Annotated in this window: 12 protein-coding genes and 1 pseudogene; 7 read left to right on the top strand and 6 right to left on the bottom strand. The window is 68.1% G+C overall.

What is annotated here, in order from left to right; genetic code table 11:
- From A5704_RS27565 to A5704_RS09710, 3 genes and pseudogenes are all read left to right on the top strand, one after another.
- Nucleotides 1-276 (top strand): annotated as a pseudogene (locus A5704_RS27565) (C4-dicarboxylate ABC transporter); the annotation flags it as partial.
- Between the two features lie 122 nt (nt 277-398).
- Nucleotides 399-671, top strand: a complete 273-nt coding sequence (locus A5704_RS09715) for a hypothetical protein (RefSeq protein ID WP_197499181.1) — start codon at nt 399-401, stop codon at nt 669-671.
- A gap of 278 nt (nt 672-949) precedes the next feature.
- Nucleotides 950-2,506, top strand: a complete 1,557-nt coding sequence (locus A5704_RS09710) for an LCP family protein (protein WP_067760355.1) — start codon at nt 950-952, stop codon at nt 2,504-2,506.
- Between the two features lie 186 nt (nt 2,507-2,692).
- On the opposite strand, the gene A5704_RS09705 is transcribed toward A5704_RS09710, so the two are convergent.
- A complete protein-coding gene (locus A5704_RS09705) occupies nt 2,693-3,484 on the bottom strand; it encodes an SDR family NAD(P)-dependent oxidoreductase (protein WP_067888728.1) in 792 nt (263 codons plus the stop codon).
- Nucleotides 3,485-3,563: 79 nt separating this feature from the next.
- Between A5704_RS09705 and A5704_RS09700 the strand changes: the two genes are divergently transcribed.
- A complete protein-coding gene (locus A5704_RS09700; RefSeq protein WP_067888725.1) occupies nt 3,564-4,457 on the top strand; it encodes an NAD(P)-dependent oxidoreductase in 894 nt (297 codons plus the stop codon).
- Here A5704_RS09700 and A5704_RS09695 read toward each other — a convergent pair.
- Together A5704_RS09695 and A5704_RS09690 are read right to left on the bottom strand one after the other, a co-directional pair.
- Entirely contained in the window at nt 4,440-5,270 is an 831-nt protein-coding gene (locus A5704_RS09695; protein ID WP_067760361.1) for an SDR family oxidoreductase, read from the bottom strand. The genes A5704_RS09700 and A5704_RS09695 overlap by 18 nt on opposite strands.
- A gap of 171 nt (nt 5,271-5,441) precedes the next feature.
- Nucleotides 5,442-6,365 (bottom strand): enoyl-CoA hydratase, encoded by a 924-nt coding sequence (locus tag A5704_RS09690; protein ID WP_067760363.1) that lies wholly within the window; start codon nt 6,363-6,365, stop codon nt 5,442-5,444.
- Nucleotides 6,366-6,509: 144 nt separating this feature from the next.
- On the opposite strand from A5704_RS09690, the gene A5704_RS28290 reads away from it, so the two are divergent.
- The 3 genes from A5704_RS28290 to A5704_RS09680 all read left to right on the top strand — a co-directional run bounded on the left by A5704_RS28290 (nt 6,510) and on the right by A5704_RS09680 (nt 8,805).
- Nucleotides 6,510-6,674 carry a hypothetical protein gene (locus tag A5704_RS28290; protein ID WP_102419489.1) on the top strand — a complete coding sequence of 55 codons (165 nt, stop codon included), beginning with the start codon at nt 6,510-6,512 and terminating at the stop codon, nt 6,672-6,674.
- The gene (locus A5704_RS09685) at nt 6,675-8,141 is read left to right on the top strand and encodes a trehalose-6-phosphate synthase (protein WP_067760364.1); all 1,467 of its coding nucleotides are present in this window, start codon (nt 6,675-6,677) and stop codon (nt 8,139-8,141) included.
- A gap of 85 nt (nt 8,142-8,226) precedes the next feature.
- Complete coding sequence (locus tag A5704_RS09680; protein WP_067784345.1) at nt 8,227-8,805, top strand: hypothetical protein; 579 nt, start codon at nt 8,227-8,229, stop codon at nt 8,803-8,805.
- Here the strand turns inward: A5704_RS09680 and A5704_RS09675 are convergent.
- From A5704_RS09675 to A5704_RS09665, 3 genes are read right to left on the bottom strand one after another with little or no spacing between them, the layout of a single operon-like run.
- Complete coding sequence (locus tag A5704_RS09675) at nt 8,802-9,293, bottom strand: mammalian cell entry protein (RefSeq protein WP_067760369.1); 492 nt, start codon at nt 9,291-9,293, stop codon at nt 8,802-8,804. The genes A5704_RS09680 and A5704_RS09675 overlap by 4 nt on opposite strands.
- Complete coding sequence (locus A5704_RS09670; RefSeq protein ID WP_067888722.1) at nt 9,293-9,982, bottom strand: mammalian cell entry protein; 690 nt, start codon at nt 9,980-9,982, stop codon at nt 9,293-9,295. Before A5704_RS09670 ends, A5704_RS09675 begins: the two co-directional genes overlap by 1 nt.
- Entirely contained in the window at nt 9,982-11,706 is a 1,725-nt protein-coding gene (locus A5704_RS09665; protein WP_067760373.1) for a virulence factor Mce family protein, read from the bottom strand. The genes A5704_RS09670 and A5704_RS09665 overlap by 1 nt, the downstream gene beginning before the upstream one ends.
- Nucleotides 11,707-11,713 lie beyond the last annotated feature (7 nt).

Raw genomic sequence — 11,713 nt, 5'->3', positions numbered from 1 at the left:
TTCGCCTCGGTGATGGGCACCGGCATCGTGGCCATCGCCGGCGCCACCCTGCCCGTCCACGTGGTCGGGTTGCGCGCATTCGCCCAAGTGGTCTGGGTGATCGCCGCCGTCCTGCTCGTCGCGCTGATCGTCCTGGTGGGCGGTCACTGGCTACGTCACCCCACCGTGGCCCGTACCCACGCGCGCAACCCGACCACGTGGACGGGCAGGGTGGCGCCGGCGATGGCCACGATGCCGGTGCCCATCACCGAGGCGAACCAGTTGGGTCCGATGTTGCCCAGAACCTCGACCCGGGTCTGCGGCGACGGCGCGCCGTCCGGGTTTGCAGTGGCCATAGCTGAGAAACCCTACTGCGCGTGGCCGACCCGGGCGGGCATGCCGCTTACACTCCAACGGTGATGCATCCGGCACCCACGGCGAAGCAAGGATTGAACAAAGCCGCGGTGAGGGTCGGGATAGCCGTGCTGGTGGTGCTCGCCGTCCTGGCCGCACCGATCAAACAACGATGCGGGGCGCCGGGCCTCTCGTGCGCGACGGCGGTGGACCCCCAAGGCAACATCCACTACTACTACGAGGTGGAGCCGCTGGGCGTGTACCTCGCCGAGGTCATGACCGGCACGAACATCACCATCTTCTACGAATCCGGCGACGACCTCGTCAAAGCCCGCTAGCCGCAGTACCAGCTCGGTAACGACTTCGAGTCGGTCTGGGCGGCGGTGTGACCTAGTCGAGACCACCGCGCGACGCTTCAACTAGAAAGCGCTGGTCAGGCGAAGATTGGGTCGGAAAATTCGTGCCCGGGCGGCCGGCCGGGGCCCGGTTCGCGGGCGTTCTCGATTGGGGGCTTCACAGCAAGCTAACGCATACTTGACACCATGCTTGAAGCGACATCGCCGCAAACCGCCGGTGCGGTGCCTGGTGATGCGCTGGGTGTGGGCAGAGGTTTGTGATGGCCCGCTCGGGCGGCGCCCACCGCCGCCACCGAGCCGTCCGTCAGCACTCCCGTTTCCGCAGGGGGCTGACGCGCACCCTGGGCGCGCTGATCTCGGTGGCCGCGGTGGGGTTGACCGGGGCGGGTTACTACGTCGCGCACGGCGCGCTCGGCGGGATCACCGTCTCGAACGCTTTGCAGCCCGACGACCCGCGGTCCAGCGGCGACGACATGAACATCCTTCTGATCGGGCTGGACTCGCGTAAGGATCAGGACGGCAACGACCTACCCTGGTCGATCTTGAAGCACCTCCACGCAGGCGATTCCGACGACGGCGGCTACAACACCAACACGCTGATCCTCGTGCACGTCAGTGCCGACAACAAAGTGGTCGCCTTCTCCATCCCCCGCGACGACTGGGTGGCCTTCAACGGGGTCCCCGGATACAACCACATCAAGATCAAGGAGGCGTACGGCCTCACCAAGCAGTACGTCGCAAACAAGCTCGCCAACCAGGGCACCAGCAGCCAAAAGGAACTCGAGACCAAGGGCCGTGAAGCCGGCCGGGCGGCGACGCTGCGCGCGGTGCGCAGCCTGACCGGCGTTCCCATCGACTACTTCGCCGAGGTCAACCTGGCCGGGTTCTACGACCTGGCCCAGACGCTCGGCGGGGTGGAGGTCTGCCTCAACCATCCGGTCTACGACTCGTACTCCGGCGCGGACTTCCCGGCCGGGCGGCAGACGCTGGACGCCTCCCAGGCCCTGTCCTTCGTCCGGCAGCGCCACGGCCTGGAAAACGGGGACCTGGACCGCACCCACCGCCAACAGGCGTTCATCTCGTCGGTCATGCAGGAGTTGCAGGCCGCCGGCACCTTCACCAACCTGGACAAGCTCAAGAGCCTGATGGCGGTGGCGCGCAAGGATGTGGTGCTGTCGGCCGGTTGGGACGAGGAGATGATCCAGCGGCTCGGCTCGCTTGCCTCTAGCGGCCAGGTCGAGTTCCGGACGCTGCCGGTGGTGCGGTACGACAACATCGACGGCCAGGACGTCAACATCATCGACCCGGCCGCGATCAAGGCCGAGGTGGCGACGGCCATCGGCGCCTCGCCTGCCACCACTACGCCCGCCACCACGGCCGCCAAGCCCAGCCCGTCGACCGTCGTCGACGTGATCAATGCCGGCAGCTTGAGCGGGCTCGCGACCGAGGTATCCCACGCGCTGCAGAACCACGGCTACACCACCGGTCAGACCCGCGACCGCAACTCGGGCGAACCGACCGCGAGCACCGTCGCCTACGGCGTCGGGGCCGAGACCGACGCGCGCAACGTGGCCAAGCTGCTCGGCCTCGACGCGCCCAGTCAGCCCGATCCCAACGTCCAGCCCGGACACATTCGGGTGACCGTCGATACGAACTTCTCGGTGTCGACGGTGGACGACGGCACGTCGGACGAAACGTCAAGCACCACAACGTCCAGCAAGGCCAAGCCGTATTACTACAACGGCACCACCACGACCTACCCGACGCCCGATCAGGGGAAGCCGATCGACGGCGGCGGCGTGCCCTGCGTTAACTAGCGGCGATCGCAAGCGCGGCGAAGCCGGGCGCGGCGGGTCGCCGCCATCTGCTAGCGGCGATCGCAAGCGCGGCGAAGCCGGGCGCGGCGGGTCGCCGCCATTCAACTAGCGGCGATCGCAAGCGCGGCGAAGCCGGGCGCGGCGGGTCGCCGCCATTCAACTAGCGGCGCGGGCGCCCCCTTTTCGTCAGGCGTGGGTTCCCCCGTCGATGCGGATTTCGGTTCCGGTGATGAACGCGCCGTCCTCGGACACCAGCATGGCGATCACCCCGGCGACCACGCTCGGGTCGGCCATCCCGGTTCCGCTGGACTCGACCGTGGTCGGCAGTATCGGCATCAGCCTCGAAAACAGCGCCCAGTCAGCGTCTTTCGGGATGTACCCGCCGGTCGCGTCGGTGATCCCGGACTTGATGCTGCCGGGCGCCACGCACACGGCGCGCAAGCCGTCGCGCGCGTATTCGAGCGCCAGTGAATGAGTGAAGGCCTGGATTCCGCCCTTGCTCGCGGCGTAGGCCGCCATGTAGGGGTGGGCGAACGAGGCGGAGGTCGAACTGAAGTTGACGATCGTGCTGCGCGAGTTCCCGAGCAGCGTCGGAAGCGCTTCGCGGACAACGAGAAACGTGCCGGTCAGGTTGACACCGATGATCTGGTTCCAGAGATCCAGGGTGGTCTCGTGGGTGTGCGCCGCGCGCAGAATGCCGGCGGCATTGACCAACGAATCCAGGCCACCGAGCGTCTCGACGGCCATGCACACGCCGTCGATCACCGAGTCCTCGTTGCCGACGTCCATCGGCAGGGTGGTGAGGCGGCCGACGGTGGCGGCCTCGTCCGCCCGGGACCGGGTGGCGTCCAGGCCGGCCTCCGCGACGTCGGAGGCCACCACCGTTGCGCCCTCGTCGAGCAGCCGCAGCGCGGTCGCCTGCCCGATGCCCGACGCGGCACCGGTCACCAGGATCCGCTTGCCCTCGAGTCGCTTCATCTGCCGCTCCCGTCACTAGGCGTGCCCATCATCGTAAGGAGCGCGCCATGCCGCGCCCCGGAAAGGGCACAGTGTAGGCATGGACATCGGATTCATCGGCCTGGGGAAGATGGGCCAGGGCATGGCCACGAACCTCGTGCAGGCGGGCCACCGCGTCACCGTCTACAACCGCTCCCCCGAAAAGGTGGAACCGCTCGTCCAGGCCGGCGCGTCAGCGGCGCGCACCGTTGCCGACGCGTGCCAGGGCGAGGTCGTGTTCACGATGCTGGCCGACGACCGGGCCGTCGAGGGTGTGGCCTTCGGCGACGGCGGCGTCGTCGCTTCGCTGGCACCAGGCGCCACGCACGTCTCGTCGAGCACCATCAGCGTCGCCCTCTCGGAGCGCCTGGCGGCGGCGCACGCCGATGCCGGCCAACGGTATGCCGCTGCGCCGGTGTTCGGCCGGCCCGAGGCGGCCGCGGCCGCAAAGCTTTTCGTGGTTGCGGCAGGCGAGCCGCAGGTACTGCAGCCGCTGACCCCGTTGTTCGACGCGATCGGGCAGCGCACCTTCGTGGTGTCCGAGCAGCCGCACACCGCCAACCTGGTGAAGCTGAGCGGCAACTTCCTCATCGCGTCGGTGATCGAGAGCCTCAGTGAGGCCGTCGCGCTGGTCGCCAAGGCCGGCGTCGACAGGCAGCACTATGTGGACATCCTCACGTCGACGCTGTTCTCCGCGCCCGCCTATCAGACCTACGGCGGGCTCATCGCGCGGCGGCAATTCGAGCCGGCCGGCTTCGCCGCCCAGCTGGGCCTCAAAGACGTTCGCCTGGCCCTGGCCGCCGCGGAGCAGCTGGAAGTGCCACTGCCGGTCGCGAGCCTGCTGCGGGACCGCTTCCTCACGCTGGTGGCGACCGGCGGCGGGCACTTGGACTGGTCGGCGCTCGCCACGCTCGCCGACCGGGACGCAGGCCTGGTGTCAGACGACCCCGCGTAACCCGTCGGCTCCGAACGCGGGTTCCAGCATCGCCGAATAGTCGGGGCCGCGGCGCAGCATCAGCCCGCCGTCCACGTTGATGACCTGCCCGGTGATGTAGCAGGCGGCATCGCTGAGCAGGAACATCGCCAGGTTGGCGACGTCCTCGACCTCACCGGGGCGGGGCAGCGGCGTGCACGCGCGGTAGTCCTCGCTCACCTCCGGCAGGGCGAACACCGGAGCCACCAGATCCGTGCGGATCAGGCCCGGCCGGATGCTGTTGACCCGCACCCAGGACGGGCCGAGCTCGTCGGCGGCCAACTGCATCATGTGGTCAACGGCCGACTTGCTGACCCCGTAGGCACCGAACCAACGGTGGGTGTTGCTGGCCGCGATAGAGGAGATGCCGACGAACGAGCCGCCGCCACCGCGGACCAGCTCCCTTGCGACGTGCTTGAGCACGTACATGGTGCCGTTCACGTTGAGGTCGACGGTGCGCCGCCAGCCCTCCGAGTCGATCTGGGTGATCGGCCCGATCGTCTCCGAACCCCCCGCGCAATGCACCGCCCCGTGCAGTTGACCGTGCCAGGCCGTCGCGGCGTCCACCGCTCGGGCCGCCTCCTCCTCGTTGGTGACGTCGGTCGGCTCGTAGCGGATCGAACCGCTGCCTGGAAGCGCTTCGATCTCGCTGACGGCCCCCGCCAGCCGGTCGGGGTTGCGGCCGACGATCATCACCGAGGCGCCCGCCGCGACCAGGCCGGCGGCGACGCCCTTGCCGATACCGCTGCCACCGCCGGTGACCAGATACGTCCGGTTTTCGAATGAAAGCTGCACGCGACGCCCTCTCGAACTGGAACAGGTTCTCGATATCGAACCACGCGGAAAACTCGCCGTTCCGACGGGTGCTCGTCACACCGGCCCCAATGGCCCCCGATCAGAAGCGATCGACGATTTGCCCGCCTCCGCGCGACAACCGGTCGGTCCTGCCGGAGCAGCCGACGAAAGCTACGGCGTATCGCGCCGGGCGACCTGCGTCGGCTTGGCGTTGCGCCAGTCCTCGACGTCGGGCGGCAGGCCGACCGCGTACCTGTTCTCGTTGTGGGCCGCCCAGTGCGCATGGCCTAGCTCGTGGATGTGGAACGCGTGCCGCAGCGCCTCGGTGAAGCCCATCGCGTCAGAGGCGGCGTTGACCGAGTCCTTGACGAGCAGCGCCGCCATCGTGGGGCGGTCGGCGATGCGCCGGGCGAATTCCAGTGTCTTGTCGGCCAACTCGTCGACGGGGAACACCTTGGAGACCATGCCGAGGCGGTAGGCCTCGTCGGCGTCCAGCGAATCTCCGGTCAGCAGCAGCTCTTTGGCTTTGCGCGGGCCGAATTCCCAAGGGTGGGCGTAATACTCGACGCCCGGCATCCCCAAGCGCACCGCCACAACGTCGCTGAACTTGGCGTTGTCGGCGGCGACGATCAGGTCGCACGCCCAGATCAGCATCAGGCCCGCGGAGATCGCGTTGCCCTGCACCTGCGCGATGGTGATCTTGCGCAGGTCCCGCCAGCGGCAGGTGTTCTGGAAGAAGTAGTGCCACTCCTGCAGGTAGATCTTCTCCACGATCGGATCGCGGGTTCCGCCGTTGATGCGGAAGCTCGGCAGTTGGCTGCGCTCGGCGATCGCCAGCTCGGAGCCGAGGTCGTGGCCCGCGGAGAAGTTGCGACCGCGCGCCGCCAGGATCACCACGCGCACGGTGTCGTCGGCCTCGGCGCGCAGGAACGCCTCGTCGAGCTGGATCAGCAGGCCTCGGCTTTGCGCGTTGTGCGCTTCGGGCCGGTTGAGCCAGATCCGCGCGATGCGGCCCTCGTCGAGGGTCTCGTAGCTCACCAACTCGTCAGCCTCGGAGTTGCCCGTCTGGGAACCGGCTTGCTCTGAGAGTGTCATTCGGCCCACCTCACTCGTTGTCAGGTCCGACATCGTTACACATTACGGCCAGTGTGTAAGTGCGCCCCGGTTGGGTGGGCCGTCGGGATCCGAACATCAAGTCCTCGCCCACCTGCCCATCCTCCCATCACCTACAGTTAAGTCATGGCTACGAAATCTGACCCTGGCGAGATCGGCGACGTGGAACCGGTTGCCGACAGCACCGCCAGCCAGGCCAGGCGAGTCGTCGCGGCATACGCGAACGACGCCGACGAGTGCCGCGTCTTCCTGTCCATGCTCGGCATTGGGCCCGCAAAACTCGACGCGTAGATGGCTCCCGGGGACGGGCACGACTCAACCTTCGGGAATTCCGACTTCGTGGTGGTCGCCAACCGGCTGCCGGTAGACCAGGAGCGGCTTTCCGACGGCACCCGGGCGTGGAAGCGCAGCCCCGGCGGTCTGGTGACCGCGCTGGAGCCGCTGCTGCGCCGCAGGCGGGGCGCGTGGGTCGGCTGGGCGGGCGTCGCCGAAGAGGAGACCGACTTCGACGACGAGCCCATCGTCCAGGAGGACCTGGAACTGCGCCCGGTGCGGTTGAGCGCCGACGACATCGCCCAGTACTACGAGGGGTTCTCGAACGCCACGCTGTGGCCGCTGTACCACGACGTCATCGTCAAGCCGATCTACCACCGGGAATGGTGGGAACGCTACGTCGAGGTCAACCGGCGCTTCGCCGAGGCCACCTCGCGCGCCGCCGCCGAGGGCGCGACGGTGTGGGTCCAGGATTACCAGCTGCAACTGGTCCCCAAAATGCTGCGGCAGCTGCGGCCCGATCTGACCATCGGCTTCTTCCTGCACATCCCCTTCCCGCCGGTGGAGCTGTTCATGCAGTTGCCCTGGCGCACCGAGATCATCGAGGGACTGCTCGGCGCGGACCTGGTGGGCTTCCACCTGGCCGGTGGCGCCCAGAACTTCCTGTTTTTGTCCCGGCGGCTGATCGGCGTCAACACCTCCCGCGGCTCGGTCGGGGTGCGCTCGCGGTTCGGGGAGGTCGAGCTCGGGTCGCGCGTCGTCCGGGTGGGCGCATTCCCGATCTCCATCGATTCCGGTTCGCTCGACCAGGCCGCCCGCGACCGCGACGTCAGGCGCCGCGCCCGGGAGATCCGCGCCGAGCTGGGCAACCCCCGCAAGGTGCTGCTCGGGGTCGACCGGCTCGACTACACCAAGGGCATCGATGTGCGGCTGAAGGCCTTCTCCGAGCTGCTCGCGGAGGGCCGCGCGAAGCGCGATGACACCGTGCTGGTCCAGCTGGCCACACCGAGCCGCGAACGCGTGGAGAGCTACCAGATCCTGCGCAACGACATCGAACGCCAGGTGGGCCACATCAACGGCGAATACGCCGAGGTCGGCCATCCGGTCGTGCACTACCTGCACCGTCCGGTCCCCCGCAATGAGTTGATCGCCTTCTTCGTGGCCGCCGACGTCATGCTGGTCACCCCCCTGCGCGACGGCATGAACCTGGTGGCCAAGGAGTACGTCGCCTGCCGCAGCGACCTCGGCGGTGCCCTGGTCCTGTCCGAGTTCACCGGCGCGGCCGCCGAGCTCCGGCAGGCCTACCTGGTCAATCCGCACGACCTCGACGGCGTCAAGGATGCGATCGAGGCGGCGCTCAACCAGAACGTCGAGGAGGGCAGGCGCCGGATGCGGTCGATGCGGCGCCAGGTGCTGGCCCACGACGTCGACCGGTGGGCGCGGTCGTTCCTCGACGCGTTGGCGAACCCACAGGACGGCGAGTGAGCGGCGCAAACCCATGGTGTTGCCGCGCAAACGCTGTGATACTCGATGGATCGGTGCAGGGGAAGGGTCCGGAAGGGAGGGCATCGTGAAGCTCCGTCGCGGACTGGCCGCCGGCGCCGGCATCGTCTCGGCAGTCGCCATTGGAATTGCGCTGGAGTCCGGCGACCCGGCGCACGCGGTGGGACCGCCGCCGGATGGCAACTACAACTACAACGAGGCCGGGGTCTCCGGGGTGACCTGGACGATATCGGCGTTGTGCGATCAGCCGTCCGGAACCCGAAACATGAACGACTATTCGGACCCGATCGTGTTTGCGATGAACTGCGCGCTGAACATCGTGAGTTCGACGGCCGAGCAGATCAATCCCGCGGACAAACTGCAGAACTTTAGCGGCAGGGCCCGGATGACCAGCATGCTGTGGACCTTCAAAGTCGAGAAGTCAGACGGCGTTTCGTGTCCGGGCGGCGGCACCGCGCCGTCGACCGAAACGTATGCGTTCAGCGACGAGAACATGAGCGGCACCCACACCAGCATGCACGGCGCCGTCTGCGGGATGCAGCCGGGAATGACGAAAACGCCGTTCTCGCTGCAGATGACCGGCCCGCCGCCGAGCCCGATCGAACGTTATCCGTTGTACTGCAACGGGATTGCGATGTGCTACTAGATCGGCGTGATGTAGGCGATCAGCCATTGCTTGCCGATCTTCTTGAAGTCCACCCGCAACCGGCTGCCGTCGTATAGCGGCTGGCGCGTCTTGTCGGTCACGGTGCGATTCATGTAGACCATCAGCGATGCCGATTCGCGTTTGGCGGACATGACGCCCACGCCCACCACGCTGGCCTGGACGACCACCTCACGCTTCTTGGCCTCCGGAATGATTTGCGCGTTGGCGCTTTTCCGGAATTCCTGGCGGTAGTCCGGGGTGAGCAGCGGGTACGCGTCGCTGAGGCTGCGTTCCACCGTCTGATAGTCGTAGGCGAAGACCTCGGGAATCTCCTTGGTGGCCAAGCCGGGTAGCACCGCCCGCGCCGCCTCCTCGCCGCGCGTCTGCACCCGCCCCCAGTAGAACCAGCCGGCCGCCGCGGACAACCCGACGAACACCACGATCAGAAGGTAGCCCGCGACGACGAGCAGCCAGCGCCGCCACCGCATCAATTGCCCCCGTTGGGATACTTCAGGTCGTAGCCCGTCATCCGTCCCTGCTCGTCCTCGTGCACGATGACCCGCAGGCGATAGGGCATGGACGGCTTGTTCACGCCGTCGATGTCGGCGACGGTCACCCGCACCGAAACGAGCACGGACGCGTTGTCGGTGACGTTGTCGACGCCCTCGAGGGCGGCGCCGTTGATGACGGCCTCCGACGTCGCGTTGGTGGAGCGGAATATGCCCTTGAGATTCTCGATGTTGTTGTTGGCGCCCAGCATTCCGCGCAGCGGTCCGCTGGTGCCGTTGTAGAAACGGTTGACGCTCTCGTCGATGTTGTCCTGCTTGTAGCTGAACATGTTGACCACCGTCTGCGTCGCGGTGTCGACGAACCGTTGGTCGCGCGTCTGCTGGGCGCTGGCGTGCCGTTGCTGGACGACGAGCACGGCCAGGCAGCCGGCCAACGCGCCGATGGCCAACAACGCGGCCGCGAACGAGATCCATGCCACCAGCGCGCGGTGCGGCTGCCGCCGCGGTGGCGGCTTGAGGGACTTGAGGGTCTTGACCGGCTTGGCCGGCTGCACCGGCGCCGCCTCGACCTGCACCGTCGCCGACTCGGTCGATTCGGCTTTCGCCGGGCCGGCCGCACGGGACGCCCGACGACGCGCACGCGCAGTGGTCGTTGGCTCGACTGCCACTACATCGGCCTCGGATCAAGCATCAGGTCCACCCAATTCTCGGCGCTCGACGCGCCGCTAGCACCGGCCGCGAAAATACCAGTGCCGCCGGCGGGGTCCTTGAATGCGCCGGTCTTTTCGTCGTAGGTGGCGTACGCCGGCCCGCTGGCCTGCGGTTGACCGCCGGGCGGCGGTCCCCACGGCTTCTCCGGTCCCGGGCCCGCAGGCGGGGGGTTGATCCCTTCCGGCGGGGCCGGCGGTGGCAGCCACTTGGGGTACGGCAGCTGCGGCGGCACGGGCGGGACCCCGGGCGGCTGCCACGACGTGAACGGCGGTGGCGGCCCGTTGTCGTTGGGCGGTGGCGGGTCGTATGCCGGTTGCTTGTTGGGCAACGGCCCCGGCCCCGGCACCACGCCCGGTGGCGGCGGCCCGACGATCGGCGTGCCCGGATCCGGCTCAGCGCCGGGCGGGATATAGGGGAACTTGTTGGGCGGCAACACGTTCAGCCCGTTCGTCACCGGGGTGTCGTACGGCACCGGCGGACCGCGCCACGGGTTGCGGCCGATGGGCACGTAACCCTTGGGGTCGCGGCAAAGCTGCACGGTCGGCGCCCGCTTGCCGGGGAATTCCTGGCAGGGGTAGTTGCGCGCGCCGCGCACGGTACTCGGGTCGTTCTGGGCGACCTTGCAGTACATGTCCCTCGGCAACTCGCGCACCGTCTCGTCGGCCGGCGTGCGCATCAACGGGGGTGGGAGGAAGCCGACGGCGCACGGCGGCGGGTCGTTGAGGTCGAGTTTGAAGTCCAGCTTGGCGCCCTCGTCCTGGGGCGCACCGCCGGCGGCCGTCGTGATCGCGGCGAACAGCGCCGGCAGCACGACCAGCAGCTGCTCGATCGACTTGTGGTAGATCACGCCCACCCGGCCAAGGTTGGCCAGGCTGGCCGCCAGCGCGGGGAAGGACGGCCGGATACCGGAGAACGCCGTGCTGGCCTCGTCGGTTGCCCCCGGTGCGGTGGCCAGCGTCGAACGCAGCTCCGGGTCGGCCTGCCGCACCTCCGACGTGAACCGCGCCAGCCCGTCGGAGAGCGATTTGATGTCGGCCCCGGCCCGGATCTGTGCTTCCAGGAACGGGCCCGCCTGGTCGATCAACTGCGACGCTTGCGGGTAGTTCGCGTTGGCCTCGTCGACCAACAACCGGGCGGACTCGAACAGGCGGGCCAGCTCGGGTCCCGACCCGTTGGTCGCGGTGAACGTCTCGTGCAGCAGCTCGCGCAACCGGGTGTCGCCGAGGCTGTTGGTCAGCGCCTCCGCCCGCTTCAGCAGGTCTGCGACGTCCTGGCCGATCCGGGTGTTCTGCCGCTCGATGCGGAAGCCGTTGCGCAACTTGGTCGTCGCCGGTGTGCCGGGTGGCACCAGGTCGATGTACTGCTCACCGACGGCCGACACGCTCTTGACGGTGGCGGTGACGTTCGACGGGATGGGCGTCCCGCTGTTCAGCCGCATGCCGGCGGTGACACCGCTGGGATTGAGCCCCACCGACTCGACGCGGCCGACCGCGACACCGCGGTACGTGACGTTGGCGTTCTTGTACAGACCGCCGCCGGCGACGAAATCGGCCGTCCCCGCATACGTTCCGAGCCCGAACGTTGACGGCAATCGCAGGTAGAACACCGCCATCACGGTCAGGGTGATGGCTGTGATCACCGCGAAGATCCACAGCTGGATCCTGGTGAGTTTGTCGTGCATCTACGTC

Origin of the sequence: Mycobacterium sp. E735, assembly GCF_001666955.1 — a bacterium.
GTDB lineage: Bacteria > Actinomycetota > Actinomycetes > Mycobacteriales > Mycobacteriaceae > Mycobacterium.
The sequence above is the reverse complement of the archived record's forward strand: the minus strand, read 5'-3'. Positions and strand labels throughout refer to the sequence as shown.

What these genes read in the sequence shown, in the direction of transcription:
- A5704_RS09715 (WP_197499181.1), top strand. Translation starts at nt 399, where the DNA reads ATGCATCCGGCACCCACGGCGAAGCAAGGATTGAACAAAGCCGCGGTG.
- A5704_RS09700 (WP_067888725.1), top strand. Translation starts at nt 3,564, where the DNA reads ATGGACATCGGATTCATCGGCCTGGGGAAGATGGGCCAGGGCATGGCC.
- A5704_RS09710 (WP_067760355.1), top strand. Translation starts at nt 950, where the DNA reads ATGGCCCGCTCGGGCGGCGCCCACCGCCGCCACCGAGCCGTCCGTCAG.
- A5704_RS09690 (WP_067760363.1), bottom strand. Translation starts at nt 6,365, where the DNA reads ATGACACTCTCAGAGCAAGCCGGTTCCCAGACGGGCAACTCCGAGGCT.
- A5704_RS09685 (WP_067760364.1), top strand. Translation starts at nt 6,675, where the DNA reads ATGGCTCCCGGGGACGGGCACGACTCAACCTTCGGGAATTCCGACTTC.
- A5704_RS28290 (WP_102419489.1), top strand. Translation starts at nt 6,510, where the DNA reads ATGGCTACGAAATCTGACCCTGGCGAGATCGGCGACGTGGAACCGGTT.
- A5704_RS09675 (WP_067760369.1), bottom strand. Translation starts at nt 9,293, where the DNA reads ATGCGGTGGCGGCGCTGGCTGCTCGTCGTCGCGGGCTACCTTCTGATC.
- A5704_RS09705 (WP_067888728.1), bottom strand. Translation starts at nt 3,484, where the DNA reads ATGAAGCGACTCGAGGGCAAGCGGATCCTGGTGACCGGTGCCGCGTCG.
- A5704_RS09665 (WP_067760373.1), bottom strand. Translation starts at nt 11,706, where the DNA reads ATGCACGACAAACTCACCAGGATCCAGCTGTGGATCTTCGCGGTGATC.